The organism is Planctomycetaceae bacterium (assembly GCA_041398825.1).
GTDB lineage: Bacteria > Planctomycetota > Planctomycetia > Planctomycetales > Planctomycetaceae > F1-80-MAGs062.
Map to the genome: position 1 here is coordinate 1062500 of JAWKTX010000001.1, position 25275 is coordinate 1087774.

A 25275-nucleotide genomic window follows, 5' to 3' on the forward strand; every position below is an offset into this window, starting at 1 on the left:
AAAACCGGGACTGGCTCAAACAGGAGACCTGAAAACATGATGGTTTCCAGTTGTCCTGCGTGCCTGTCCCGGTGTTTCAACGAACAGCTAGCTTCGTGCGGAAGGGCTGCCGGCCCACGCGGGTAGTTAACTCCATGATCATTTTGTGCATGCTCCAGTGCAGTCAGCACATCCGGTTTTATTTGAGCTGGAAGTACTTGTTGGTCGAGACCATCGGATGCGAGCAAGAAGAACGTCGCCTGTGTTTCCTTTGGCTCTGATCCACTCACCCACGGCGGTAATCATGACTCATGCGGACCAGCATTCCTTCACATGAAAGTTGCCATCAAAGCAACCTGCTCCGGAGCACGGATTCCATCACTGCCAATGGGAGCACAATCTGTTCCGTGGATCTGATCAGGCACCGCTTCTTCGTATCAACCTCGGCAACCCAAGAGGCGATCTCCAGCGTATGACGTTGATATTCGATTCGTCTTTTCGAGTGTAGACCAGATACAACCCATCGCTGTGCGTGAGCCAGTGTTGTTGAGTGATTGTTGACATTTTCGATGGTTGTTCCGTCGTCCCAGATCCAGGCTTGTTTCTCATCCCAGTACAATCCGTGTTACAGCGTAGGCAATAGCCATGGTTGTCTTCGGCTCTCATTGTGATCCAGAACTGATTTCTAAATTTTGTGACGCTTGGTTCCACAATCCTCGTCCATGCGGATTGGCCATTGCGGTCCCACATCGCGAATTCTGTTCCTGTCCGTCGTAGCTGGCACGCACCCCTGCAACAAGTCGATCTGCTTCCTGGAGGCCTGTAATGCGGAGCGCGAGCTTGAATGTCGCCATTGGGTAATGATACGGCCACAGTTATTGGTGTAACAAAGCCTGCGGGGGATCATCCCATTCAAGAATACGCCGGGAAGACCAGGTTCCATCCGATGATCGGGTCGCGTAAACGGGAAACCTTGGAAGCTGCTCCTTCGGGCGAAGTAATCCCCTTTTGTAAAAAACCACATGACCAGCCGCGAGGATCTGCGTCCACTCCGGATGATACCCGGCACGACATCGCAAACACCTGCTGTGAGACCGTCTTGCCTCGCCCTGCTACGACTTCCCGGGCGAATGCAGAAATCGGTTCAGGTTGACTCCATGTGCGTCCAAAGTTCCGCGACATGGACCAGTGCACTGTTCCAAAGTAATCGGAGCCACCGATTCCCTGCAGCGTCATCAATGCCAAAGGCTCACGCCATTTCCCGGGGAGCATGCGTAAACTCGAGGGTGAAACCAGGTGGTGCCATTCGCCATCACGGTTGCTGAAGACAACAACCTCCCCGAAAATGGACTGGATCAGGGGCGATGCTTCATCCGCCTGAATGCCGGGATGATTCACCAGAGTTATCAGTACAGGTGGTCCGCAGATATTTGAAGAGTCCTGAAATTCACGGTACTCGTTCCTTTGATTAGTGCCTGGCATTTGCAGGAAGACATTCGCAGGAGAATTGTGTGATACAGTCCCACAACAAAAAAGCCCGAGGCAGGCTGCTTCGGGCTTTTGTGTGGTGTTGTTGCAAGGTTAGAGACGCTGATGGTGAAACCAGTCGATGACTTTACCGACCCAGGTTGAAGAACCGCAGGGACTGCGATTGTACCGTCTGATTGCTGGTAGTTTTCCATGATGGCGATGATGGTACTGCCGCAGGAGATGGCCGTACCGTTCACCGGGGGAACGAATTGCGTCTTTCTTTTCCGGGCTGCGATAACGGATCCCAGTCGACGCCTGATAGTCGGTACAGTTTGATGCCGATGTGACTTCACCCTGGAATTCGCCAGCTTCTCCATGCCTGGCATCCAGCCTGCGTCAAACCAGGCCAGGCGGGGCCGCCGAGGTCACCGGTTGCTGTGTCGATCAGGCGGTAACAGATGCCGAGTTCCTGAAAGATTTCTTCTTCGATCGCGACGATTTCCTGATGTAGTGCATCTGATGCAGCCACGTCGCCGGCTGGAATCCAAACATCTCCACTCCGGTGAATTGGTGGACGCGATAGATGCCACGTAAGCGGCGACCATGCGCGCCGGCTTCCGTTCGGAAACAGTGGGACAGGCCGCAGCACTTGATTGGCAAATCAGCTAGATCAATGGTCTGATCTCAGGTGCGCCGCCGAGAGTACTCGGCGGTGGCAACCGTGCTCAGGTCGGAGTCTGGTGACATATCAGATCTGAGTTTCGTCACCACGCGGATTGTCCCAATGCCTTCAAGAACAGAATCCCGGGCCAGATCCGGTGTCGTATACAGCGTGAATCCTTTGTTGCGCAACTTGGTTACGCAACGCTGGAATACCGCCATTTCCAGCATGACGGCATCGTTCTTGAGGTAGTAAAAACCGTGTCCGGCAACACGCGCACCAGCTTCGAAGTCAATGAGATCGAGCTTTGCTGCCAGATCGAAGTGATCGAGTGGCTTGAAATCAATTGGTCACGCTTCATACGCAGCTCGCGCGTCGTCTTCTCCGAGCGTCCGGGTGTGTCAGTCATGTTCGAACGCGTGACTGTTCTGAACGAAGTTGTTCTTCGACCAGTTTCTGCTTTCTTCAGCAGAAGCAACTGCTCACGCAGCTGCTTGCCTTTTTTCAATCACGCGGGGCGTTCTTCGGCGGATGCTTTGGGAATCTGAGCAGAGAGCTCTTTCTGTTGGCGCCGCAGCTCATCGCCATGGGTGATCAGCGAACTGCGTTCATCACGCAGCCGAACGATGGACGCGATGTCCACCTGAACTCCACGGTTCTGACAATTCTGCTCAACCTCATCGCGATGATCGCAGATGAACTGCAGATCCAGCATGTTAGCACTCCTTCAGCCGACGTTGTTTATGTTTGGGTTCATGGAATTATTGAGTGGTTCGGACCCACTGGAGATCGGTCCTGAAAAGCGTTAAAGGAATTGCAGACAAATCCTTGTCTGGTTTTTGTCTCGTCCACTGATTGGCGATACTCCGGACATTGAAGACTGATGCAGAGATTCGGAATCAGCTTGTTTTACACCACCGAGTTTCTGCCACAACCAGCCGTTCGACAGTACGTCGGGCGCTCGAAATCTGCGACGTGGATATGTTCATCCGGACTATGCAGATTATCTGTATTGCGGCCCCATCCGAGCAGAAGAGTATCGATTCCCAGAATCTGTTTGAAGCTGAGTACCACCGAATCGATCCCCTCACGAATGAAAACAGGCGGCTGCCCAAACGCTTCAGCAACGGCTTCGCCTGCCGCTGAAATCCATGGGCTGGTCGGATCAAACACAAAGGCTTCGCAGCCGAACGGAAGAAACCAAGTCCAAATGCCAGCAGGACACTGATCGCGGAGGTATAGCTCCAGTGATTTTCCAGAACCTTCTCAGGCTTCATTCCCGAACGAGACGGCACGTGATTTTTGCCATTGCAGCCGATGGGATAATTGTCTTGGGGGCCTTCACCCGAATAACCACTGACGATGCCGTTAATGTCGCAGGTCGGCCGTGTCCACCGTCGTTCAAGAGTTGAAAATCCCTGTTCGCCGAATGCTGCACTGGGATCCGGTTTCACTGAGGAAAACACTTTCTTCGAATGGAAGTTTTGCAAATTGCCGGCGTTCTTCGTCCGACAACGGAATGACATCGTCGTAAAAGCCTGGAATCCGGATGCGTCCATCATCTCCGACAAGTGTCCCGCACATTCGAGCCAGTGCGTTTGCCGGGTTTGTAATACTGCCACCGTAGATTCCAGCTGTGCAGATCCTTCGATGGTCCGGTGAGACGTACTTCCGCCGCGATGATTCCTCGTAGTCCGTAGGTAATCGCCGGGATTCCATCACCATACTGGCTGGTGTCGCTGACAACGCATACGTCTGCCTTCAGGCGATCTGCATTTTCTTTGAGGAAGTGGTCCAGGTTCTCGCCGCCCACTTCTTCTTCACCCTCAATCACGAATTTCAAATTGACGGGCAGGCTGCCGCGAATCTGCATCCAGGCTTCGATGGACTTCAAAATGAGTAAAAACCTGACCCTTGTCGTCAGTGGCACCAGGTGGGCAAAGATCTTTCCATCGCGAATCTGTAGTTCCGAAGGGCGGAGTCGTCCAGGATAGTGAGCGGATCCGGAGGTTGCACGTCGTAGTGACCATAGACCAGCACTGTCGGAAGTGCTGGATCCTGAACACGCTCTCCGTAAACGATTGGGTGTCCGTCAGTCGCGATCACTGCGCTCAGACCAGTACGCTCCATTGCATCCCGTACCCACTCCGCACAACGCCTGACATCGCCAGCATATCAGAATCTGCACTGACACCGATGCGCAGAAATTCCTGAACAACTGATCCAGTGTCTGGGGCTTCTGCGAATCAATATGTTTGAGAACTGTCCTGCATTGTAATGTTGCTTTCTCTCCATGAACTCCGGGGCAGTCTGTATCAGGACAGTAATGTATCAGATCCCCGGAATGCGTGAATCGACTGCCATTCCCACTTCACTCAGTGCAGGGATGCAGGTCCAGGTCTGACGGGCTGATTGACTGCAGGGCGTGGCGGGCGATGCCCCGTGCCGGTTTCACCTACCTGATTCCACGTATGCGGAAACCTGGTCGTTCGTGGTGCTGGTCTTCCGCGGAAAGATTGGAGGGGAATTCTGTCGCAAGGCGTGAGCGCGAAGCAGGCGATCGATTATCCGGTTCCCAGATGAACAGGTAGATGCAGCGGGTTACCAGCATGCATTTTGGGGCGAGCGGTTTCGGCGGTGGGTCGGTGGGAAAGTGATCAGAAGTTCGCGCGGTACTAACCCATGGTAAAGATCAGAACTCTTCCATTCCATCGAAAAACTGTGGACTCTGATCAAATGTTGGTGACTCATACATCTAGCGGGGGCTGCGGAGTAGTGAGTATGCAGGCCGACTCATATTTCGTTTCACGTGAGTGGAGAAATCTATTTCGTTTTGATCACGACGTAAGTGATTTGACCTCAGAGGTACTGACGCACCATGACGATCGATCTTCACGATGTTTGAAATTGCCAACGTTGCCTAGCGATCGCAATCGAGGTCTTACGATTGTTTGATGATCCGGACAGTTCGATTGACCAGATTGCTTCGGTCATTCGTAAAGATCCGGCTATTTCAACCCGGCTGCTGAAGGCGGCTAATTCTTCTCAATACGGAAATATGGGCGACGTGAGCGATGTTGTCAGCGCCACGACGCTGCTGGGCGGAACAGTGCTGTTCCCATTAGTTCTCAGTTTCTCCTTGCTCGACAGTCAATCGAGCCCGGTGAACATGCGTCATACTTCAAACAGTTCTGGGTTGCGATCCTTCAAGTTCAGGCGACGGCATCGGAAATGTTGGGGAGTTATTTTGGATCGCCGAAACTCAAATCGGAATGCTACACAACGAGTTTGCTATCCGCGTTGGTAAGCTGGCCATGTTACGAGCTGAACCAGCTCGCCATGCCGCTACTGGATAAAGCTGCCGACGAAGGAGTACCGCTTACTGCACTGGAGTTGGCAGTTTGGACTCACTCACCACAAGATGTCGTCGGTGATGCTGGGCCAGATTGGCCTGCCCGTTCGTTGTGTCCGCAATTCTGGGCGATTGACTTCCAGACGCCCGACAGTCCGAACCGGCTGATTCAGACAGTCGTCTGGTAAAATCACCCGGACAGCGAATGCCATTGCATCTTTGCTCTCGACAAGAGCTTGCGGGAGTATCAATTGTTGAGCTCGAGGAGTGTCTCGACGACCTCGCTCTTCCAGGTGGAGATGACATCGAAGACTTGCTTCAGATGATCCGTGATCGCATTGAAGCTATTGCCGATTTTGAGGTCGATCCGCGAAAGGTGCCGCCTGTCGCGGATATTCTTCAGAAGACTGGATCAACTCTCTCGGATATCGCCGATGGCAACGGTTTCAGAGGCCAATGAGAAAGTGCCGGACCAATTGCTCGAAGAAAACGGTATGTTGAAGCGTCGGGTTGCGGATCTGCTTCGAGCATCGCGAATCGATGTACTCACGGGCGTACAATTGAGGCTATCTGGTGGCTCAGATGAAAGAGAGAGTTGCAGTTCATCGATTGAGAGGCCATTCTTTTGGGATGGGTGTTGTTGACATCGATCACCAAGAAAATCAATGATACACGGCCATCAGGCAGGCGATCAGGTCTCGAAACTGGTTGCTGAGGCCCTTCAGCATTGTCATGATGTCGATTTGCTGGGTAGATATGGCGGTGAGGAGTTTGTCGTCCTGCTGGATAATGTCAGTCCCCATGTCATAAATCTGATTGGGGAACGAATGAGGAAAACGGTCGAACAACTGCCTGTTCACATTGGCACCGCGACTATTCCGGTGACGATCAGCGTTGGGTTATGTGAAGCGGACGGTCAATGAAGACCCGGCTGAATTTACGGAACGCCTGTTTGCGGCGGCCGATGCAGCGATGTACGACGCAAAACGGTCCGGGCGAAATCGATTCTGTGTCGCGGAGTTCGATGATGGACTGCGCTGCCCGAAGGACGAGTTGCGGCCCCGAACAGCAATGGTCGCTTCCTCACCATCAAACAATTAAGGTTCAAATCGGGCGATAACCTAACCTGACAGCCTGTTGAACAACGGGACTGGCTCGAGCAGGAGACCTGAAGACAACGATATTCATCGTCTGCGTGCCTGTACGATTTTTTCGACGGCTGGTGATGCATTTGCAAACGCCAATGCGGCTTTGCATGCCGAGCTCCGTGACTGCAAGTGCTTTTAGGTCTGCCAGCAACTTCGTGTTGCTTTTCTCCATTCGGCTCTCAGCAAGACGTGTGAATCTCTGTTCTGACGAACGCGGTAATACCAGACTCTGGTTCTGGTATTGCCGCGTTTATGGTTTTGAGTTAGCTGTGAGTTCGTGTTCATGTTTTCGGACACATTTTCTGAAGGATGTCGGCTACGAATGTGCACGTTAGTCCTGGAAAAACAGGACGCGAATGGCATGCATGAACTAGGGTTAGATAATACATCGCCGGTTTACCCTGTGTCGGCGGTGCTTATGCATCAAAAGTCCGGATCAGGAAACTGCGTGAGAGCAATCATGGCTGGTACATCCACAGGCAGTGAGTCCGCAAACAAAGCTCCCTGACAGCAGGAAATGCGAGGGGATGCCCCTGAGTATAGTGTGCGGGTGAAGACAGAAGCGGATTGGATCTACATCGCAGAATTTCGACGTGGAAGAATGTCACAACACCGAATCTGCGGCAGAACGCTCTCATCTCGTAACGCAGGTTCAAGCGCTGTGGTACGGTCGTCCGTGAATTGCAAACTGACTTCAGTCGTCTCTGGTGAGTAGGTACCGGAACGGAGTGCCTATTTGCCAATGCAGAAGCTGCTGAAGATATGATCGAGGATGTCGTCCGTGTAAACGTCCCCCAGAATCATTCCAACTGCATGCAGGCAGTGTCGAATTTCAACGGAGATGAGTTCATCGCCGGCCCCTGACTGGGTCGCATGGATCGCTGGTTTTGAAGGCGGTTGCAGCATTGTGAAGTGAATCACGGCATTCGGAGGGCTGTGCTTCCAAGCAACTCGCCGTACAAGACGAGGCTTGCTGGAAAGCAGTTGGCTCTCAACTGCATCAACAAGTTGACGTTCACCCCTGCCCTCAGCACGCTGATTTCAGCCGCTGTGCAGGGGCGCTGATTCAAAAGATTTCGTTTCGGACTTTCGATCGACCTGGGTCCATACATGCATCGGGCACCGGATGAGCGTCCAGCTGTTGACGCAGTAACTTATCCAGTTCGAGCTCCTGTGGAGAAATATCCGCTCGTGTGCACCAGACGATCAGGTCCGTGATTCGATTTGCTGACCCCGTTTTTGCTGTGCTTGCATAATCGTATCGACGCTGACTTCCCAGCCAGGGTGTCGATCAAATCAACGGGGTCTTTCCGAGTATCACGCTGGTCAGAAGGTAGTCCCGGCGGTTCCGGCGATCGGAGATACAATGGCTTTCTGGCTGCCAGCCAGATGATTGAACAGCGTACCTTACCTGCGTTTGGGATCCCGGTACACAGCAGGACCCCCGACGGGTAGCCGGAGGGAGTCGATTGCCGGAGTCCTTTGAGAGTTTGAACCACATCGAGTGCGGATGCGAGTCGCAATGCTCAAGGATCTGACTGCAGGTGATGAATTCAATGTCCTCCTCAACAAAATCGATCCGCTTCAAGATCTCGAGCAGTTGAATCAGATTCTGCCGCACTGATGAAAGACGCTCGGTAATTCCTCCACCAAGTTGGGTGAGCCGCCTGCTGGAGTTCAGCGTGACTGGTGCCGCATCGATCACCCCCAACACGGCTTCGGCCTGTATCAGGTCGATTCTTCCGGCCAGGAATGCACGCATAGTGAATTCACCTCGCCCGGCCATTCTCGCACCAAGACGCAGTTTATCCTCCAACACGGCATCCATGAGTGGTGTCGCTCCCGGAAGGTGCAGTTCGGCCATCGGCTGGCCAGTGAAACTTCGTCGTCGGCCAGTGACCATGGCGGAGCATGGAATCGCGTGCCCCAGTGCGTCGATTTGCAGAAATCCTTCCAGTCGATAGGTAGTACATAAGCCCGCCCAGCATCCGTGACGCCCAGCCACGCCGCCGTTGTCGCGGACCGTGAATCCTGAAAGTGCGAGCGTGATTGCCTGGTCGCCACTGATTCGAATGATGCCCCGTTTGGCGCACCGTGGGCTGGCGATGGCTTAGTAGGTGGTATCATCGAGAAGGAGTGGCATTGAAAATCGCGGGCAAAAGCAGACACAGTTCCCCGTGGCAGCGAGTTGGCCCATGATAACGTAGCTTCCTCAACAGTGCATCCTGTCGCGAAGGCCTCTTTCGGACGTGCCGGATGATGGCCTGCCATCGAATCACGAGAAGGCCGCTTGCCGTAGGTTGGAAGATGCCAAACCGGTGATTCGTCACACAGCGGTTCGGCAAATCCGTGAGAGCCAGTCAGTAAGACAGTGATGCAGGCGGGACGAATGCAGAAAATCTTGTTGCAAATTGTGACGATTGTTACAACAGCCGTGGCCATTTCGCGGGCTGATGCCTGCCAAAGACGCCCCTGATTTCGCGCGGGATATTCGCCCGATCCTCAGCAATGCCTGCTTTCAGCCGCTACAGTCCGACGATTTGACTGGCAGACCTCCGACTGGACACAAAATGGACTCTTCAGCAACGCGATGGATATTCCATTGTGAACCCTGGTGATGTCGATGGCGGTGAGTTGATCCAGCGGATTCTGTCGCATGATGTTGATTTACAAATGCCTCCTGCAGACGCCGAAGAAGCAACTGACGGGATCAGCGGCGGAAATCAACTGCTGGTTCAATGGGTTCAGTCCAGCGCGAACTGGTCACAGCATTGGGCATTTATTGCACCGGTCAAACCACCCGTTCCTGAAGACGCGTTCAAAATCTGGGAATGAGATCGGATCGCTTTCCTGCATCAACGCAAGCGAGAAACGGGGTCGAGCCTGGGAGAAGCTGACGTCATGTCGCTGATCCGGGCGCGCTTTGGCTCGATCTCATCGGTCTGCCGCCGACTGTTCAGGAAGCCGATGAGGTGGGCTGGTCGCCTCGTTTCAGCAGAAGCATCTGCCGATGAACTGTTCCTGGCGTCAGCTGATTGACAACTTGCAGTCTCGCCTGAATATGGGCGGAACCGAGGTCTTCTGGGCTCGTCGATGGCTGACCGCCCGCTACGCAGACACGAATGGCTACGAAAAAGATCGACCCCGTTCCATCTGGCCTTATCGTGACTGGGTCATTGATGCGATCAATACTGACATGCCGTTCGATCAGTTTACGATTGGAACAGCTGGCCGCAGGACATGCTTCCCAATGCAACGACATCGCAAAAATTCTGCCACTGGTTTTCATCGAAATACGATGCTCAACGAAGAAGGGGGCATCGATCCACTGGAGTTTCGATTCCATGCAATGACGGATCGCGTTGCCACCACAGGAACGAGACGTGGTTTGGACTCACGCTTCATTTGGTGCGCCCAGTGCCATACCCACAAGTACGATCCAATCACCCACTCGACTATTATCGGCTGATGGCGTTTGAACAATGCTACGAGCCATCGCTGGAACTGGCCGATGCCTCTGACGACGAGTGGAAAAACGCATTGCAAAAGCGAAAGAATTAACTCGAATCTTGCCGACAAATGGCCGGTGGTCTCGAGGTCGATCCCGGCAACGTTGATAAAAGCTGATGCGCTGGGTGCTTCCTCGCCAGATTCCGGATCAATTCGCCGGACATTTTCCTGATGATGCTTCCCCACAGTCGGACCAGCCTCGATTCGACAACTTGATGACAGTTGGCTGCCTGCCCTTCTCATTTACCCGATCGACTGACCTATGTCAGTCCGCTGACTCCGGAGACAATTGATTTCGACAAGCTGCGTGAATTTGCACTTCCGACGGGGCCGTCCGGGCCCGGGCAATTCCTCCGGCGGCAATTTTGTATTAAGTAGAAATCAAGGTTCAGGCAAGCTGATCACCGCAACATCACAGCCTGACCAGCCGAAAGACAACAATGTCCGTTTAACTGAACTTCCGATTGAATCCGCCACGTCGACGGTCGAACAGTCTGGTTATGAGCTCGCACGTTCATTCGATGGTGATTCATCCACTGGTTGGGGGGCCTAGTGGACCGAAGGGAATTCCGAAAGACGTTGAAGCGTCGTTTCGATTAAAGCAGTCCGCTGTCAGCGTTCGACAGTTACCGTGGGGACGCTCAGCCACAGCTTGTGGTTTCACCGTCTCAACAGCATGGTAGTTCACATTCGATCGGCGACGCCAGATCGATCTAGCGCGACAATTGTCAGCAGATGAAATTGAGCAGTCGTCAGGCATCCATCCAGACGTCGTATGACGACTGGCTGAAGGAGGCCACTACCGCAGTGAGCTGGGCAATCCTCCATCCGCACTTCGTGGCAACCTCCGGTCCCGCCTATATTGACGATCGAATCAGACGATTCCATTCGCGTCCGGCGATACGGCGAAGCGAGACGACTATCAAATCACACTGGCTCCCGCAGACCATGTCGTGACCGCAATTCGGCTCGAGGCGTTACCGATGAACGTTTACCAAATCGAGGTCCCGGCTCGATGTACTACGAGGGGAACTCTGGGTGATTTTTTCTGACTGAGTTCGAAGTCTTTTTCGGCTAACGGAAAACACTCCATTGAAGACGCCAGTGAAACCTATGCCCAGAATCGTTTTGGCAACAATCCGGCTACCGCAAAGCAAGCCATTGATGGGGATATTCAGACCGGCTGGTCTGTGCACGGCAGGCAGGGAGAGAGGCATGTCGCCGTTTTTCAGTTGAAGGAGCCGATCGAGGCAGGCCGAACCGATCCGTATCCAAATGTCATTCGGTCGGCACTTCGCTGTTCTTCTCTGGGACGCTTCCGGTTTTCAGGTTGTCAGTCGCAACATGGTCCCAAAGCGACCGACTACGCCTCAGACATTGAGGAGCTTTTGCGAGTCCCTTGAGTGGATCTGAGCGTGGAGGACCAGAACCGTCTGTTTCCAGCAGTTCCTGTTCGATTCGCTGAAACTGCAAGTGAGCCAGTGGAACAGATCCGGAATCTGCAACGGCGTCCGGATTCGATGTCGACTCTTGTGTTCAGCGAACGCCGGAGAATCATCCTCGACCCACATTTCGTCATCATCGCGGAGAGTATTTACAACCGGAAGAATGGTCACGCCGGGCACGCCAGACGTTCTGCATTTCTCGCCGGTCGACCAGCCTGCGAACCGGCTCGAGTTTGCTCGGTGGATCGTCTGTGCTGAGAATCCCCTGACATCGCGAGTGGTTGTTAGCCATTGGGCTACCTTCTTCGGTCGCGGCATCGTAGAGACTGTCGATGATCTTTTGATTGCAGGGATCGCCTCCGGATCACTCCGGAACTTCTGGATTGGCTTGCGGTTACATTTGTGCAGGACGATGCATGGTCGATCAAGTCATTGCATCGGAGGATTGTCAGCGCTCTTGACTTACAGGCAGGCCTCAGTATACAGGCACGATGCAGCAGTGAGCGATCCGCAAAATCGATTGTTGACCTATATGCCCCGGCTGAGGCTGAGGCGGAGATTATTCGTGACTCTGTGTTGGTTACGCTTCCGGGGTTCTTTCACTGAAAAAAGGAGGCTGCCCGTTATGCCTCTGCAGCCGGCGGGCATAACAGAAGTGGCTTTTGGCAGCCCAAATGGAAGTCAGTGGAGGAGAAGATCGCTATCGACGAAGTATTTACACCATGATCAACGCACGGCACCATTCGCAATGGTGACGACCTTCGATGGCCCTGGCGGTGAATCCGGTATCGCTCAGCGAGACCGATCAAATACTCCCGCAGGCACTGACATTGATGAATGATGTCATGTTTGTGGAGCTTGCAAAGCACGCTGCCGTTCATCTTCTGGCGGATCTTCCTGCCACTGAGAGTCATCCGACCCGATTCAATCTGACTGGAAATGCTCTTCCGACGAGTACCGACGCGTTCCGAGAAATCTGTTGGCGGACTCAATCTCTTCCTGCAGAAGCAGCGGGAGCGATTTCAGTTCAACGGCAGCAGGTCGATGGATCTGCTGGGGCGTTCAGGTGAAATCCCGCCGCCGTCGACCATACGGAAGCGTTGCCTGGATGACTGCTGCGCGGGCCTTGTTTGCGGTCGATGAATTTGTCACTCGACCGTAGTTGGTTGGTACGTCGTGTGGGAACTGAAGGCGGTTCAACTTAAGTGGCAGATTCGTCTGAATCTCAAAACTGATTCTCAGACCTTCGTCAATTATCGCGAGACTTCTTCGTCACGTTTGACTGAATCGGGGTTTGACATTTTCGCCGGCAACCCGGTCTCCACCAGCCCGCTTGTGGATGTGAACTGCAATCAGGCGGCAGGACTGCTGGAATGCACTGTTTCCGCCTGAGATAATAACGGCAACGTGCCTGCCCAAAAAAGTTCGCGATGCTGCATGATGGCAGCCAATGGGACTGCACCGGATGGTTCCGCCACCACTCGCAATTCTCTTTGATCGTTTGCGTAGCGGTAATAATGGAAGTTTCGCTTTCATCAGAAGGACATCATCGACCTCAGTGAATGAATGATGGGGAATGTCAGGTTGACCGCTGAGGCGCGTTCGCAATCCGTCGGTAATCGTGCGTCGAATCGATCATTCAGCTCGATTCGACCAGACTTCATTCCTCGAGCACAGTCATTCGCCCATTCGGGTTCTGCGGCATAGACTGCGACATCAGGCCGCAGTGTTTTGATGACGGTCAACGTTCCTGAAAGTAGCCCCCCGCCTCCAACAGGACAGATGACGGCATCGATGTGATTCAGTTGTGATAGAAGTTCAAGAGCGACAGTGCCCTGCCCTGCGATCACATCGGGATTATCAAAAGGGTGAATCAAAGTGGCTCCTGTCTTTTTCAGGAGTTCCGCTGCTCGAATTTCGCGGGCTTCAGCAGTAGGTTCACAAAGGATGGGAGTGACCCCCAGTCTGCGGACGGCAGCCAGTTTTACCTCGGCAGAATTGACAGGCATGACGATGTGGGCTTCGATGCCTCTTATCCGGGCTGCTCTGGCCAGCGCTGCAGCGTGGTTGCCGGAAGAATGTGTCAGAACCCCTGATGCTGCAGCATGATCCGACAGATTCAGGACGGCATTACAGGCGCCGCGAGCCTTGAAAGCTCCGATATGCTGGAGGTTTTCGCATTTGAAGTGAACGTGACATCCGAGGTCCTGGTCCAGCGATTCGGAGGACAGAACCGGAGTATTTCGAATCCATGGACGGATGCGTTCTGATGCCAGTCGAACATCATTCAGGTCAATGGCAGGTTGCTTCATTGCAGTTTGAGCGATTGTTGGTGGCCAGTGGGAAAAGTCGACGGTCGTGGAAAGTCGTTACTGTGTGGCGTGATTTCGGCGACTGTTGTTGTTAGTCTGGTTGCTGGACGCAGCCGGATTGTAACGTGAGATTCGGGCCATCGTGAAGCCGTCGCGTCGGCAGATTGTTTGAGAAAGAAAGAACCTGGCAATGGCTGAAAACAAGAATAAGAATATTACTCGAATTGATATTGAGACCGCTGGTGTCGGCACCCATGGCTACGAGGTGCGCGTCATGCGGCGTGGGAAAGCATTCCACAAATTCTTCAACGATCGAAAATTCGGCGGAAAACGAAAAGCGCTCGCGGCAGCGCGTGAGTACCGGGATGAACTGGTGGCCAGGTTGCCCGTCCAGTCACGAAAAGCCCTTGCAAAAGTGAAATCGTCGCGCAACACATCGGGTATCGTTGGTGTGCGGCTGTCTGAAGAAGTGGATCGACGCGGGCCCAACGAACTGGTCTACCACTACTGGGTGGCTCAATGGAGTCCCAGGCCAGGAGTTCGGCGAACACGTCGATTTTCTGTCGAAAAGTATGGGGACGAAGAAGCATTTCGTTTGGCCATGAAAGCGCGTCGAGCCGGAATGCGTGAAATGGAAGACTAGCAGCCTGTTAAAAAACGGGACTGCCTCGAGCAGGAGACCTTAAAACACGATTGGTTTCCAGTCGTCCTGCGGGGCTGGCTTATGTCTCACGGCTTTCGATGAATTCGAGGAGCCTCTCCTGCCCATAGTTTTGTTGCTGAAACAGGCTACTTAGAGCGATGTATGATTCAGCCTTTCTGCTTGCGCAGAACGCCGAGCCTAAATGGATTGCCCGTGGTTTGACGACCATCGACTGGTGCATCATCGGAGCGTACGCCGTCGGCACGCTTTGGCTCGGGTGGTACTACGGCCGCCAGCAGAAATCGACACGTGAATACTTTGTCGGAACCGGAAGCATGCACCCGGGGCTGATCGGCGTCTCGCTTTTTGCCACGTTGCTGAGTACGATTTCTTACCTATCGATGCCCGGAGAATCGCTCGGTAAGGGACCAGCCTACATGCTGACTCCCCTTGGCCTGCCCATCGCCTATCTGGTTGTTGGCTATGGCTTGCTGCCCGTGTATATGAAGCACCGAGTCACCAGTGCGTACGAATTACTTGAACTGAAGCTTGGGCTCAGTATTCGGATGCTCGGCGCGATCATGTTCGTCTTGTTGCGACTGATCTGGATGTCGCTATTAATTTATAAGACATCAGAGGCTCTGACTGTAATGCTGGGCGTTGGCCCGAACATGATTCCATTGATTGCTCTGATTACCGGGGCAATCGCGGTGACCTACACTTCAATCGGCGGATTAAGAGCGGTTGTCATCACGGATCTGATGCAGACCATTCTGCTGTACGGCGGAGCGCTGACAGTTCTTGGTGTGATTACGTGGCGGCTGGGCGGCTTTGGATGGTTTCCAACCCATTGGGATCCCAACTGGGATACGCAGCCGGTCTTTAGTCTGAACCCGGCAGTGCGGGTGACAATTATCGGTGGGATTCTTAACTATACCACCTGGCTGATTGCCACCTCCGGCGGCGATCAAACTTCGGTCCAGCGATTCATGGCGACAACGGACGTCAAAGCAGCCAGAAGGGCGCTGGGAATTCAGATGATCGTTTCGTTTGTCGTGGCGATTACTCTGGGGCTGGTTGGTTTTGCATTATTGGGTTATTTCGCATCCAACCCGGACCAACTGCCAAAGACGATGAACCTGAAAGAGGATGCGGATAAAGTGTTTCCGTATTTCATTTCTTATCTGCTTGCCCCGGGGATTTCAGGGCTCGTCGTTGCAGCAATGTTTGCCGCGGCCATGTCAAGTATCGATTCCGGTGTCAATTCCATCACAGCCGTTGTGATGACGGACTTCATGGATCGATTTGATCGAAGTCCAAAGACAGAAGTCGGACATGTAAGAACAGCTCGCTGGATGGCCTTTGGGATTGGTGCCTTTGTCGTTTTGTGCAGTTCGCTGGTTGGGCAGGTACCCGGAAATATCACGACCGTCACCAATAAGACAGCGAATCTGCTTTCGACCCCCATATTCGGTCTGTTTTTTTTCGCTATTTTTGTTCGATTTGCGAGCCCCACTGGCGTGTGGATTGGCACAATCTGCAGCACTCTGGTTGCGATCCTGATCGCGTTTTCCGGCCCAGTTTCAGTGATGATGGGCAGTACCTCAACCGCTGATCCCATCAGCTTCCAGTGGATTGCTCCAGTGACGCTGGCCACCAACATCGTCACAGGAATTCTGGGCAGTCTGATGTTTCCGAATCGACAGCTCTCCCCGAAATAAGCCCTGTCACTCTTCATTTACCGGACGTGATTCGAAGCATTCCGGTAGCCAGTGTGCTGGATGGTCCGTGTGCTGGATGGTCAAAGTGCTGGATGGTCAAAGTGCTCGGTCGTCTGCCTGCTGGGGGCAATCGAGCGAACAGATTTCATTCTGGCAGCTCAGAAACAACTTCGCCGGTGCTGGAGTTCCGGTAGAGAACTTCACAGATTTCGAATCCCATGGATTCGTACAAATTGACAGCGATGCGATTCTCGGACGTGACTTCAAGCACTCCATGGTGCATTCCACTAAAGCGGAATCCATGCAACGCCTGAAGCACAAGTGAGCGGCCGAGTCCCTTACATCGATGCTCCGGAATCACACCGACGTTTTGAATCGCTCCGATACAGTTTCGCCGAAGGATGCCCTGGATCGAGGCGCAATCCTGAGGAGCATCATCCGATGTCGGTTGCCTTGTCAGCAGCCACGTGGCGCTTGGGCAAAATCGGGGCTGGCTGGTTATTTCATTCATCAGGCGACGGCATCCGTCCAGATCACCGAGGCTTGGAAACACTTGTCCGTCCAGATCATTCCGAAATGCCTGCCACTTAACCAGCGCGTGCCGCTCAAGCAGTACTCTTCGCCAGGGAATCCAGCGATATTCATCCGGCAGGCGGGGCTGCGGAAGTCGCCGCTGTCGAAGATCTATCTTCATTCTGTAGCGTTTGAGAAAACCATCCAAAGCACACCAGCCCTCTGCGATGCATCGCTTGCCCGGCTCGACTTGTTCACCACAAGACCGACCAGGTACGGATTTCACCGGAACTCTGCTGTTGCCGTCAAGCAAAGTGTGATGATTCAGCCACCGGTGAGTGCCCTCCGGAATGATCGCTTCCGTTCCATTTCAAATGGATAACGATCCATCGGACACCGATTGTGTGCAATGCTGGTTGCAGGGAATGATGAGTCAATCGGTAGACAGCACGATTTTGTGATGCAAGACTTCATGCACCTCGGTGCGACAGTTCATTCGGCCGGGCCAAATGCCAGACAGATCTAACGGTAACCTGATCTAATCCGGGGTTCGTTCTTACAGGTTTGGTGAATTCAAAAGACGGTTCGTAGGTCGTAAAGACACAGATTTGGAGTTTTTTTGATGTATCGTGTTCGTCAGTTCGCTTCTCTTTTTTCATTGTGCATGATTTTCACTTCGACAGCTCTGGCTGCTGATGGTGAATGGATCTCACTATTCGACGGGAAATCTCTGGATGGCTGGGAACGCATTGGCAGCGACAAGAGCGTTTGGGAAGTGACCGACGGAGAGATTCGTGGATCGGGACAACCATCGATGCTTGTCTGTTCCAGGGGACCGTATAAGAACTTCCGTTATCGCGCCGAAGTGAAAATCAACGACGGCGGCAACTCAGGATTGTACTTCCGAACAACTCGCAAGCCGGGATTCACAGACGGCTACGAAGCCCAAATCGACAGCACCCATACGGATCCAATTCGCACCGGTTCACTTTATGGTTTCTGTCACGTCTACCAGCAGCACGTGAAGCCGGACGAATGGTTCACCTATGATATCGAAGTCCGGGAAGATGTTTGGCGTGGTCGTGAAATGACACGCGTGAAGATCACCGTGAACGGCAACGAACTTTACGAATACCTGGATTTTGCGAAGACCTATCCTGCAGGGCATTTTGCATTCCAGCAGCATGATCCCGGTAGCAAGGTGGCCATTCGCAAAGTTGAAGTCATGCCACTCGCCGATTAAGCCAGCATTGATTCACTGCCGACCAGATCCGTACCGGTCGGCAGGCACAACAATTCAGTTCTGTCGATCGTGTGGTTGATACCGACTCGGCGCGTGTTTTCCCAAAGAAGGACGGCACGTGCCGCGACCACGCTTTCTCTAGCGGTGGCCTCAAGTAGCCTTTTTAAGAACGGGACTGGCGAGCGGGAGACCTGAAAATACCAAGGTCTACAGCCGTCCTGCGTGTCTGTCCTGATTCTTCAACGGGCAGTGAACGCCGTCTTTTCTGACTCCTGAAACGGGGGCGTGAGATTTTCCTGTGATCGGTCAGGAAGCTGGCATTCTTTGCTGTGAGCTGCAAGAGCTTACGCCCGATTACGAGCCGTCTTGCGATCTCGTTCCATTTGCAAGGTGAATCGTTTGTGCAGACTGACAGTCTGTGCTTCACTGAATTGAAGGATAGTGGGGGCCATCGATGATCTTGTGGTTGATGGTCAGGCCGTGACCATTTGGCAGGGGATACTGCTGGCCGCTCCGCCAGCGATTTGAGCAGAATCGGCACCCATTCAGGCCGAACGAAGCGAGAGTTCGCAGTCATCAATTGAGATTGGGAACGAACAGATGGACACGATTTCCTGGACAGACTTTGAGCGAGTCGAGCTTCGAGTAGGCACGATCATTTCTGTGGAAGATTTCCCCGAAGCCTGGAAGCCAGCCTACAGGATCAGGGCGGACTTCGGCCCGGAGATCGGCGTCAGGAAATCCAGTGCACAAATCACTGATTTGTACACGAAGGACGAACTGGTGGGTCGGCAGATCATCGGCGTCGTGAACTTCACGCCCAGACAGATTGGTCCATTCCTTTCGGAGTTCCTCGTCACAGGATTGTACCGGGACGATGGAGTGGTCGTTCTGGCTGTCCCCGATCAACGGGTGCCGAACGGTGCCAAGCTGTCGTAGGGCAGAAATCTCTTGATCGGTGAGAGGTAAACACGGTTCATTCTGCGGCTTCCCTCCCAATTTAGGAATACGTGCTGCGTGCCGCTTGTTCATGAAGAATGCCGACGCTGAATCGGGCTTTCTTGGGCGTCGGGCGGGCACTGAAGGAGTCGTTGAGTCTACGACCGTTTCGCTCAATGCAGAGCCAATGCGAACTGGCTTGCTGATCAGGCCGTTTTCAAACGGCGGAGCCGTGTGCTCCAAATGTCTGCAGAAAGAGTGCTCCGTTATCAGCGCAGACGTAGTTTTGCGATCAGGTAGTGATTGCAGAGATTTCCCAGGCCACAACCGTCCGGGTTGTCGTCACGGGGCACTCTTCCGGCATGCAGCGCGTCTCGAACTGCGAGATCCGTTACCTGGGTTTGGTTTGCATCCACACCTTATCCGTGTGGATTCCCCTGAATTTTCTTGCACCATCAGCCGGGCGGGTAGCTCGAGAGCGGAAAATCCGGATATCTTTCAGGGGTTAGCTTAGCCTGTTAAAAAACGGGAATGGCTCGAGCAGGAGATCTTAAAACACGATGGTTTCAGTCGTCCTGCTTGCCTGTCCCGGTTTTTCAACGGACGGTTGGGGCTTTCTGACCACGGCGAAAACTCCTTTCCGATTTCCGGGTCGGTTGTAGTTTCGTTTGTAGCCCAGTATGTTCAGCAGCCTGCGCCAGTCGCAGTAAGTCATTGACAACAAGACACTTGCCCTCGTAGCTCAGCAGGATAGAGCGTCGGTTTCCTAAACGAGCTCGGGCACTTGGCGGCGACTCGCAGAACGCCGTGTTTTCCGGTGAAAACACATCTGCGAGCTCTTACAAGACCACACAAGATCGGCCCGCCAGTTGTAGGCTACAACCGCGTTTTGCCGCGGTAGGTCGGGCAAGCCGAACTAATTGAAGAAACTGCTGACGACGCACTTCAGAGTCAACTTCGATCAAAGCATCGATGTTTGGCAAATCGCACAAAGTGCGGGGTGCCATGAAAGCCTTCAGGATAAGTTCGTCGCTGGCGGACTCGGAGTTGATGGCTACGTCGCAGATGGAACGGAATCCGATGCCGAATCGATCGCCCAAGTCGATCGAGACGCCAGACCAGCAATGCGTCGCCTTCGCGAAGTTCAGCAAGACAGGCTTCCAGTCCCCGGCGATCCTCCTTCGCTCCCGATGCCTTGTCGGTGAAGATCAAGTCCTTCGGATTGTCATGTTTCTTCAAAGCATCAAGCTGAAGGCGTAAGTCCTGCTCGGAAGTTGACACGCGAGCGTATCCGATGGTGCGGCCGCAGATGTTCTCGTTTTCGTCAGCCATTGACGGCAAAACGGTACGCTGATTTTCGGCACGAGAAAACTAGACTGAATTGACGCGAAAGAGGACTGTGTTCAGGTCACGGCGGCACCGTTTCGAAAAACGCCGAATTACGGAACCATCAGGCAGCAGTCATACATTGAGAATGCGAACGCGAATCCAGTGCCAATAGAATCTCCACGTTTCACCATCATCCGCACTCTCAAACTCCTCGTATAGGGCATTGAGATACGATGGCACCAGTCGCAACTGCCGCGTTGCAAGCGCCACAAGGAACTCAGTCGCGGCTTCTCCAACTTCAGTCGTCCGTTGACTAAACAATGTGCGTAGAACGTCGTGCATCTCTTCGCTCAGTCCGTCGTTGATGCTGTAGTCCAACTCTGACGGATACGCTGCACGAAGCAGCGAAGCCTGTATCACACCGTCGTTGAACCTCTCAAAGCATCGCGGAGAGATGACGCGCCGCACATGATCATACTGGCCGAGTGAACGATTCCCCTTCGCCCCGCTCGCCGGAGAGAATGCAAGACCAGCGAAACCGTAGTAAAAACGTCTCCTTGAGAAACGTCTTTAGCGGCGTAGTCGAAATCCCAAAAGCGAAGCCCGGTCGTAACTTCAGTATCGATCCAGTAATTGATGGCATGAATAGTTCGTTAAGCAGACCCCGAGTCGCCGATGAAGCCGCCTGTTCGATCGCGACAAGCCGTGAGGTCAAGAACTGGGGCAGGCGAATCAAGATCCGACAGAACCTTCATCTCACGCTGCCATGAATTTTCTTTATCAGGTCGACGTGATGGAAAAAAAGAACCGATCAAGGACATGAAAGCCGTGTTCGTCAGGGCCATTGTCTCCGTACGTGAGGCGGCGCCATCTCGAAGAACTTCCCGGTCATTGGGGCGGACAAGTCCGATTGCATAGTTGAGGGCGCCGGTCGCTTGCGCATATCGCAATGTCTGCGCGACGCCCAGCAATTGGCGTCCCGTCGCAAATGCAGAAGCAACGACTAGGGTAGCGCCTCCGATTTGCGTGTGATCGGATAGGTTTTGCTGGAGTTCGCCAAACGAAAGTACCGGAACCGACTTGCCAAGCGAGACGCAGTAGTCACGCACCCGGTCTGTAAGATGTTGAGACGCTGGATCGTCAAGGCAGACAATTCTTCGCGTATCGAGGGAAACCGCATGGGCAACAAGAGTTTCAAAACGGCTTCGCCACCGTGCTACTCCAAGGAAGGCACTGTCGGCAAAAGCTCGCTCCAAATCGACAAACAGGTCTTTGGATGAAGTGCCGCTGTGGGGATCAGCATAGTTGGGCGTAAGAGCATTGTCCCACAAGTGTTCGAGGAAACGTGAGAGACTCGAGGGGCATCTGTCGCGCGAATCAGTACCGCACAGACATTCAGACCTTCTGGCAGGAAGTGGTCTCGTATTGGAACTGCTATCGATCCTTCGCGACACATCGGACAGGCATCGGCAGAGTAACTTTGGATCCTTGAATAATTCATCACCATTTCGCTCAGCGTGGTAGAGGAGGTCACAAATGTGATTCTCGTTCTCCGCATTGTCTCCGAGATAGTAGATTGTAAGGATCTGTGGATTTCGAAAACGAGGCTCCACTTCCCGCAATTGCTTTGACAACTCGCCACTCGTCGATGCAGAGATTAGCACTAGCGCACGGCTGGCATCAGTAAATCGCAACTCCTTCAAAAGTCTGTATGACCCAAAACTCGTGACAACACTTTGAGTTCTATCGTCACCAAAAAGTGCAAGTAGGCGAAGAATTGCATACGCAATCGCGTGAATTGCACCCGTGTCACAGTAAATCCGGCTCATTAGCTCTGGAACAAACGGCAGACAACACGCGGCGATGAACTCTATCTCTGGTCCGTTGATCATAACGTTGCCAGTCCGCAAGAAGGCTGAGCAGTGCCGAAGCGATGGCTTAACGTAGTGATGAACAGCAGTTGCCTCGATCATCCCGTTGTGACGTCTATACAACGTAACAAGACCAGTCTGAATGATCTCGGAAGTCCTATCGTTGGAACGCGCCAGCCCACCGATTCCGAAACCCTGAATACGCACCGCTGGAGTATTAAGCTGCCGCGAGATTGCTGGCATTCGTGCGAAGAACCGCTCGGAGGTCGTCGCGGCACGACAGGCATCGGCGTAGGGTTCGGGAGTGATCAAGTCAATTCCATCGGGAGGAGAATTGCATTCGCAGTACTCCTGCACTGCGTCGAGAAGATCATCGATTTCGATGGCTGATGTCGTGAACAGCACAAGACGGTGTTGGCGATTCGCGGCGTCGTCCGATCGGAAAGAGAAGAACATTCAGGCGTTCTCCTCAACTAACGGGATCACCATTGTAAAAAGCGTCCCTGTGGTTTGTGGTATTCGGGTTGGAACTGTCGAGGCGGAATGCCAGTCGAACAGTGTTGGTCCGTTCATCTGTTCATCTGCTTGGAGTGGTGACGAGACAAAGTCGCGGAACAGGGCCAGTCGGCCTGTACGAAGTCGCATGAATCCGTGAAGCTCGTCAAGCGTGTGCATCACATCGTAAAGGCCAAGCCCACGATTGGATGCACGAGATGACGTCTTGTGCTTGCTCAGACATGAAAAACAAGCGGCGAGTTCCTCCTCAGCCGTCACGTCGTCCGTAAGCGGCTTACTTAACCACCGTGACGCTAGGCCGGGGCCGCTGTCAAAAACAGACAACTCAAGAAAACGTACATAATTATCTCGACTTCTCTGGCCGAGTGAAGTCACGTAGGATTCAAGAGCCGGATTCCCACCCGCAGACGCAATCGCACCTTCAAGATTGACATTGAGGCGTGTGAAAAGAATTCCCCGAACTGATGGCCGAAGAGGGACGTTGTCTACGCCAGTTCGCCCCCAATCGTGAGTGTTCTTAATCAATTCGTAGAGAATCAGACCAAGACCACGGCGTGTAGCAGGATGGATGTTTTGCCGCGTAAAAGCGGCTGCGCGAGACAAAAGTAATTCTTCAGCCAAAGCAGAAAACTCTGACCGGTTCCTGAGTGTGCCATCCGAGAAGTAGAACGCGGGGATATATGCTTTGGTGCTGTGGTCGACGCAGGCGAGAAAAGTACGATGGCCAGCGCCGCCTTCTGAAGGCCCTTTGCCATTTCGTCTACCCTTAGAGAGCAGGTACGGTTTGTCCTCTTGCGAATCGACGTGCCGCCATCGGCTGCAAACACGTCGCGACAAGCACCGCCACGAATGAGTATGCTCGACTTGGTAAGGTGCTTGAGAGAATGGGCCTCATTCTCTGCGTCGCCCAATTGGACCGGAGTGATGACATCACAATTTGGGTTGTTTCGAGCCCAGGTAATCAGGAACTGAATCAGCGCGGATTCGCCGCCCATTCCAGCGGCTTTAATGTGCTGTGTGGGCAGCAGAACGTCCGTCTGAGGTGATGTAGCGATGTGCTCAAAATACTTCTCGACGACCGGAATCGTCGTTTCGCTTTTGAGCTTGAATCTTGCATTGCCCGACATTGTGTCATCACTTCCAATCAGTATGGGTTTCGGTGAGTCCTTTTTCTTTGGGCTATTCCGCCTCAAAACCCTGGTTGTCGAACTTTAGTGTGCGGCAGTTTTCGGTGACGGTGCGGATGACGTTGTCGGGGACGCCGTCCGGGATTCGGACTTCAATGTCGAGGGTGACTTCTGCTTTGGCCCCCTGAAGGCTGGCTAGATGGCTGAGGATTTCCTCGGAGATGCGTCCGGCGTCACGGCCGAGGCGAGTCGCATCGAGCGTGACGCTTCCATAGAAGCGTGTTGGCTTGAACTGTTCTGGTTCAACGGGCGTCGTGCCACCAACTGAAGTTGTCGTGGTAGATGGGCCGGGATCGCCGACAGACCGGCCTGCAGCTGCCGGACCAGCACCTGCAGCGGTTGTTGCTGCCGCAAGCTGAGCTGCCGCAACATCAGCTTTGACCACCAGGCTCGTGTGATCTGCGGAGACCTGCGTACTTCGACCTGCACAAAGACCGACGTATCGGTTTCGGTCTGCGTCGAAGTCTTGAGCGTAGGCGAAGCCGTCGTCTGCCCACATCAACATCGAGATTCCCTGCTGAATCGATGCCAGCAATACTCGGTCGTTTCTGAGACGCGGCAGGTACAGGTACTGGGCAAAGTCCTCGCAGAGCTGCTTCACGAGAACATGGTTGCCGCGCCACAATGGAATATCGTCCAGAACCATTCTCAGCAGGTTGCTGCCGTAGACAGTGACCAACGCCCCCTGGTCGGCGAGCTTCTTAGACGCTCGCTCTGCAATGGAATCCGATCCCCGCAACCGAAACGCCTCGAAGCTGACCGGCTCGCTTGACTTCAGTTGTGTCGGGACGATCAGCCAGCAGTACGTTTCGCTGATCCGCTGTCCAACGACGCCTTCCCATTCTTTGCGCTTCGCATCTGCCGTCCTGATCTGTGACTGGTTCAGGTCCAGCTCTTCGCGTTTCGAGTAGATCGCTTCCCAGGCCATGCTCCATCTCACGGCATCTTCCAGCTCGGCGATGCGAGCGTGGTCCGGTGCGACGAACACCAGCATGTTGCGATAGATTCGCGGCCCCGACCCACGGGAGTTCAGGAAGGCTTCCGCCTGCTTGATGGCCGCTGAGTCCGTGCTGTTTGATGTGTGTGTCTCATTGGGCTGGAAAATCACCAAACGGGCCGACGGCTCGTCAACAACTTCCGAAGGCGATGAAGGGCATGGATGCAGCTTCTCAAAGTCCGCCTTGTCTCGTTCGGTGTTCTTGATGAGCTTTGAAATCCGCTCGTGGACGGATTCGATACTGAAATCCTCTTTCCGGGATTCCGCGTCACGGCTGATGTTTTGAGCGGGATCGTAATAGGTGCGTTCACCATCAGTGTGCAGGTAGCGAGCTTTGTTCTGTAGCCGCCGCAGGGCGTCGCCGAAGGTGGCGGTACTTTCGCCAGGTTGGACGCAGCCGAGATTGATCTGCCGAATGTCCTTCCCGCGATTCGCCGTG

The 25275-nt window shown here is 53.6% G+C and carries 28 protein-coding genes; 10 read left to right on the top strand and 18 right to left on the bottom strand.

All coding sequences use genetic code 11. The annotated features are described in order from the left end of the window. Positions 1 to 396 precede the first annotated feature (396 nt). From R3C20_03830 to R3C20_03860, 7 genes are all read right to left on the bottom strand, one after another. On the bottom strand, positions 397 to 543 hold the full coding sequence (locus R3C20_03830) for a hypothetical protein (GenBank protein ID MEZ6039608.1): 147 nt from the start codon (positions 541 to 543) through the stop codon (positions 397 to 399). A gap of 348 nt (positions 544 to 891) precedes the next feature. Next, entirely contained in the window at positions 892 to 1461 is a 570-nt protein-coding gene (locus R3C20_03835) for a hypothetical protein (protein ID MEZ6039609.1), read from the bottom strand. A gap of 337 nt (positions 1462 to 1798) precedes the next feature. Beyond that, positions 1799 to 1978 (bottom strand): hypothetical protein, encoded by a 180-nt coding sequence (locus R3C20_03840; GenBank protein ID MEZ6039610.1) that lies wholly within the window; start codon positions 1976 to 1978, stop codon positions 1799 to 1801. Between the two features lie 640 nt (positions 1979 to 2618). Continuing rightward, positions 2619 to 2825, bottom strand: a complete 207-nt coding sequence (locus R3C20_03845) for a hypothetical protein (protein MEZ6039611.1) — start codon at positions 2823 to 2825, stop codon at positions 2619 to 2621. Between the two features lie 194 nt (positions 2826 to 3019). Further along, entirely contained in the window at positions 3020 to 3283 is a 264-nt protein-coding gene (locus R3C20_03850) for a M20/M25/M40 family metallo-hydrolase (protein ID MEZ6039612.1), read from the bottom strand. A gap of 385 nt (positions 3284 to 3668) precedes the next feature. Next, positions 3669 to 3983 carry a hypothetical protein gene (locus R3C20_03855; protein ID MEZ6039613.1) on the bottom strand — a complete coding sequence of 105 codons (315 nt, stop codon included), beginning with the start codon at positions 3981 to 3983 and terminating at the stop codon, positions 3669 to 3671. 47 nt (positions 3984 to 4030) lie between these two features. Next, positions 4031 to 4240 (bottom strand): hypothetical protein, encoded by a 210-nt coding sequence (locus R3C20_03860; protein MEZ6039614.1) that lies wholly within the window; start codon positions 4238 to 4240, stop codon positions 4031 to 4033. A gap of 802 nt (positions 4241 to 5042) precedes the next feature. Here R3C20_03860 and R3C20_03865 point away from each other — a divergent pair. Both R3C20_03865 and R3C20_03870 read left to right on the top strand, forming a co-directional pair. Beyond that, a complete protein-coding gene (locus R3C20_03865) occupies positions 5043 to 5417 on the top strand; it encodes an HDOD domain-containing protein (GenBank protein ID MEZ6039615.1) in 375 nt (124 codons plus the stop codon). Positions 5418 to 5667: 250 nt separating this feature from the next. Beyond that, positions 5668 to 5922: a hypothetical protein gene (locus R3C20_03870; protein MEZ6039616.1), complete on the top strand. Its 255-nt coding sequence runs from the start codon at positions 5668 to 5670 to the stop codon at positions 5920 to 5922. A 202-nt stretch (positions 5923 to 6124) separates the two neighbouring features. Here the strand turns inward: R3C20_03870 and R3C20_03875 are convergent, their stop codons facing one another. From R3C20_03875 to R3C20_03885, 3 genes are all read right to left on the bottom strand, one after another. Continuing rightward, positions 6125 to 6265 carry a hypothetical protein gene (locus R3C20_03875; GenBank protein MEZ6039617.1) on the bottom strand — a complete coding sequence of 47 codons (141 nt, stop codon included), beginning with the start codon at positions 6263 to 6265 and terminating at the stop codon, positions 6125 to 6127. Between the two features lie 1077 nt (positions 6266 to 7342). Then, on the bottom strand, positions 7343 to 7531 hold the full coding sequence (locus R3C20_03880; GenBank protein MEZ6039618.1) for a hypothetical protein: 189 nt from the start codon (positions 7529 to 7531) through the stop codon (positions 7343 to 7345). A 370-nt stretch (positions 7532 to 7901) separates the two neighbouring features. Beyond that, positions 7902 to 8717: a hypothetical protein gene (locus tag R3C20_03885; GenBank protein MEZ6039619.1), complete on the bottom strand. Its 816-nt coding sequence runs from the start codon at positions 8715 to 8717 to the stop codon at positions 7902 to 7904. Between the two features lie 452 nt (positions 8718 to 9169). On the opposite strand from R3C20_03885, the gene R3C20_03890 reads away from it, so the two are divergent. From R3C20_03890 to R3C20_03905, 4 genes are all read left to right on the top strand, one after another. Then, positions 9170 to 9445, top strand: coding sequence for a c-type cytochrome domain-containing protein (locus R3C20_03890; GenBank protein MEZ6039620.1), 276 nt, complete (start codon positions 9170 to 9172; stop codon positions 9443 to 9445). Between the two features lie 175 nt (positions 9446 to 9620). Continuing rightward, positions 9621 to 10079 carry a DUF1549 domain-containing protein gene (locus tag R3C20_03895; protein ID MEZ6039621.1) on the top strand — a complete coding sequence of 153 codons (459 nt, stop codon included), beginning with the start codon at positions 9621 to 9623 and terminating at the stop codon, positions 10077 to 10079. 1649 nt (positions 10080 to 11728) lie between these two features. Continuing rightward, positions 11729 to 12406, top strand: a complete 678-nt coding sequence (locus tag R3C20_03900; GenBank protein ID MEZ6039622.1) for a DUF1553 domain-containing protein — start codon at positions 11729 to 11731, stop codon at positions 12404 to 12406. A 335-nt stretch (positions 12407 to 12741) separates the two neighbouring features. Further along, a complete protein-coding gene (locus tag R3C20_03905; protein MEZ6039623.1) occupies positions 12742 to 12957 on the top strand; it encodes a hypothetical protein in 216 nt (71 codons plus the stop codon). 143 nt (positions 12958 to 13100) lie between these two features. On the opposite strand, the gene R3C20_03910 is transcribed toward R3C20_03905, so the two are convergent. Then, a complete protein-coding gene (locus tag R3C20_03910) occupies positions 13101 to 13877 on the bottom strand; it encodes a pyridoxal-phosphate dependent enzyme (GenBank protein MEZ6039624.1) in 777 nt (258 codons plus the stop codon). Between the two features lie 190 nt (positions 13878 to 14067). Here R3C20_03910 and R3C20_03915 point away from each other — a divergent pair, with 190 nt between their 5' ends. Together R3C20_03915 and R3C20_03920 are read left to right on the top strand one after the other, a co-directional pair. After that, the gene (locus tag R3C20_03915; GenBank protein ID MEZ6039625.1) at positions 14068 to 14520 is read left to right on the top strand and encodes an AP2/ERF family transcription factor; all 453 of its coding nucleotides are present in this window, start codon (positions 14068 to 14070) and stop codon (positions 14518 to 14520) included. A 158-nt stretch (positions 14521 to 14678) separates the two neighbouring features. Continuing rightward, positions 14679 to 16241 (top strand): sodium/solute symporter, encoded by a 1563-nt coding sequence (locus R3C20_03920; protein MEZ6039626.1) that lies wholly within the window; start codon positions 14679 to 14681, stop codon positions 16239 to 16241. A gap of 145 nt (positions 16242 to 16386) precedes the next feature. Here the strand turns inward: R3C20_03920 and R3C20_03925 are convergent, their stop codons facing one another. After that, positions 16387 to 16935 (bottom strand): N-acetyltransferase, encoded by a 549-nt coding sequence (locus tag R3C20_03925; GenBank protein ID MEZ6039627.1) that lies wholly within the window; start codon positions 16933 to 16935, stop codon positions 16387 to 16389. Between the two features lie 441 nt (positions 16936 to 17376). Here R3C20_03925 and R3C20_03930 point away from each other — a divergent pair, with 441 nt between their 5' ends. Together R3C20_03930 and R3C20_03935 are read left to right on the top strand one after the other, a co-directional pair. Next, complete coding sequence (locus tag R3C20_03930; GenBank protein ID MEZ6039628.1) at positions 17377 to 17997, top strand: DUF1080 domain-containing protein; 621 nt, start codon at positions 17377 to 17379, stop codon at positions 17995 to 17997. A 600-nt stretch (positions 17998 to 18597) separates the two neighbouring features. Then, complete coding sequence (locus R3C20_03935) at positions 18598 to 18936, top strand: tRNA-binding protein (protein ID MEZ6039629.1); 339 nt, start codon at positions 18598 to 18600, stop codon at positions 18934 to 18936. A gap of 951 nt (positions 18937 to 19887) precedes the next feature. On the opposite strand, the gene R3C20_03940 is transcribed toward R3C20_03935, so the two are convergent. The 6 genes from R3C20_03940 to R3C20_03965 form a co-directional block, all read right to left on the bottom strand. After that, positions 19888 to 20268, bottom strand: coding sequence for a recombinase family protein (locus tag R3C20_03940; GenBank protein ID MEZ6039630.1), 381 nt, complete (start codon positions 20266 to 20268; stop codon positions 19888 to 19890). A 129-nt stretch (positions 20269 to 20397) separates the two neighbouring features. Beyond that, positions 20398 to 20607: a hypothetical protein gene (locus R3C20_03945; protein MEZ6039631.1), complete on the bottom strand. Its 210-nt coding sequence runs from the start codon at positions 20605 to 20607 to the stop codon at positions 20398 to 20400. A 311-nt stretch (positions 20608 to 20918) separates the two neighbouring features. Beyond that, entirely contained in the window at positions 20919 to 22592 is a 1674-nt protein-coding gene (locus tag R3C20_03950) for a hypothetical protein (GenBank protein ID MEZ6039632.1), read from the bottom strand. Next, on the bottom strand, positions 22593 to 23255 hold the full coding sequence (locus R3C20_03955) for a hypothetical protein (GenBank protein ID MEZ6039633.1): 663 nt from the start codon (positions 23253 to 23255) through the stop codon (positions 22593 to 22595). It lies immediately after the preceding gene. Further along, positions 23189 to 23779 carry a hypothetical protein gene (locus R3C20_03960; GenBank protein MEZ6039634.1) on the bottom strand — a complete coding sequence of 197 codons (591 nt, stop codon included), beginning with the start codon at positions 23777 to 23779 and terminating at the stop codon, positions 23189 to 23191. The genes R3C20_03955 and R3C20_03960 overlap by 67 nt, the downstream gene beginning before the upstream one ends. 52 nt (positions 23780 to 23831) lie before the next feature. Continuing rightward, the coding region (locus R3C20_03965; protein MEZ6039635.1) for a hypothetical protein at positions 23832 to 25275 on the bottom strand (1444 nt) is incomplete at its 5' end.

Excerpts from the sequence above, each read along its gene's own strand:
- R3C20_03830 (MEZ6039608.1), bottom strand. The coding sequence starts at position 543 with ATGTCAACAATCACTCAACAACACTGGCTCACGCACAGCGATGGGTTG.
- R3C20_03835 (MEZ6039609.1), bottom strand. The coding sequence starts at position 1,461 with ATGCCAGGCACTAATCAAAGGAACGAGTACCGTGAATTTCAGGACTCT.
- R3C20_03910 (MEZ6039624.1), bottom strand. The coding sequence starts at position 13,877 with ATGAAGCAACCTGCCATTGACCTGAATGATGTTCGACTGGCATCAGAA.
- R3C20_03940 (MEZ6039630.1), bottom strand. The coding sequence starts at position 20,268 with ATGGCTGACGAAAACGAGAACATCTGCGGCCGCACCATCGGATACGCT.
- R3C20_03930 (MEZ6039628.1), top strand. The coding sequence starts at position 17,377 with ATGTATCGTGTTCGTCAGTTCGCTTCTCTTTTTTCATTGTGCATGATT.
- R3C20_03855 (MEZ6039613.1), bottom strand. The coding sequence starts at position 3,983 with ATGCAGATTCGCGGCAGCCTGCCCGTCAATTTGAAATTCGTGATTGAG.
- R3C20_03925 (MEZ6039627.1), bottom strand. The coding sequence starts at position 16,935 with ATGAAGATAGATCTTCGACAGCGGCGACTTCCGCAGCCCCGCCTGCCG.
- R3C20_03875 (MEZ6039617.1), bottom strand. The coding sequence starts at position 6,265 with ATGGGGACTGACATTATCCAGCAGGACGACAAACTCCTCACCGCCATA.
- R3C20_03860 (MEZ6039614.1), bottom strand. The coding sequence starts at position 4,240 with ATGGAGCGTACTGGTCTGAGCGCAGTGATCGCGACTGACGGACACCCA.
- R3C20_03845 (MEZ6039611.1), bottom strand. The coding sequence starts at position 2,825 with ATGCTGGATCTGCAGTTCATCTGCGATCATCGCGATGAGGTTGAGCAG.
- R3C20_03960 (MEZ6039634.1), bottom strand. The coding sequence starts at position 23,779 with ATGTCGGGCAATGCAAGATTCAAGCTCAAAAGCGAAACGACGATTCCG.
- R3C20_03870 (MEZ6039616.1), top strand. The coding sequence starts at position 5,668 with ATGCCATTGCATCTTTGCTCTCGACAAGAGCTTGCGGGAGTATCAATT.
- R3C20_03895 (MEZ6039621.1), top strand. The coding sequence starts at position 9,621 with ATGAACTGTTCCTGGCGTCAGCTGATTGACAACTTGCAGTCTCGCCTG.
- R3C20_03950 (MEZ6039632.1), bottom strand. The coding sequence starts at position 22,592 with ATGTTCTTCTCTTTCCGATCGGACGACGCCGCGAATCGCCAACACCGT.
- R3C20_03935 (MEZ6039629.1), top strand. The coding sequence starts at position 18,598 with ATGGACACGATTTCCTGGACAGACTTTGAGCGAGTCGAGCTTCGAGTA.
- R3C20_03900 (MEZ6039622.1), top strand. The coding sequence starts at position 11,729 with ATGGTCACGCCGGGCACGCCAGACGTTCTGCATTTCTCGCCGGTCGAC.
- R3C20_03915 (MEZ6039625.1), top strand. The coding sequence starts at position 14,068 with ATGGCTGAAAACAAGAATAAGAATATTACTCGAATTGATATTGAGACC.
- R3C20_03920 (MEZ6039626.1), top strand. The coding sequence starts at position 14,679 with ATGTATGATTCAGCCTTTCTGCTTGCGCAGAACGCCGAGCCTAAATGG.
- R3C20_03945 (MEZ6039631.1), bottom strand. The coding sequence starts at position 20,607 with ATGCACGACGTTCTACGCACATTGTTTAGTCAACGGACGACTGAAGTT.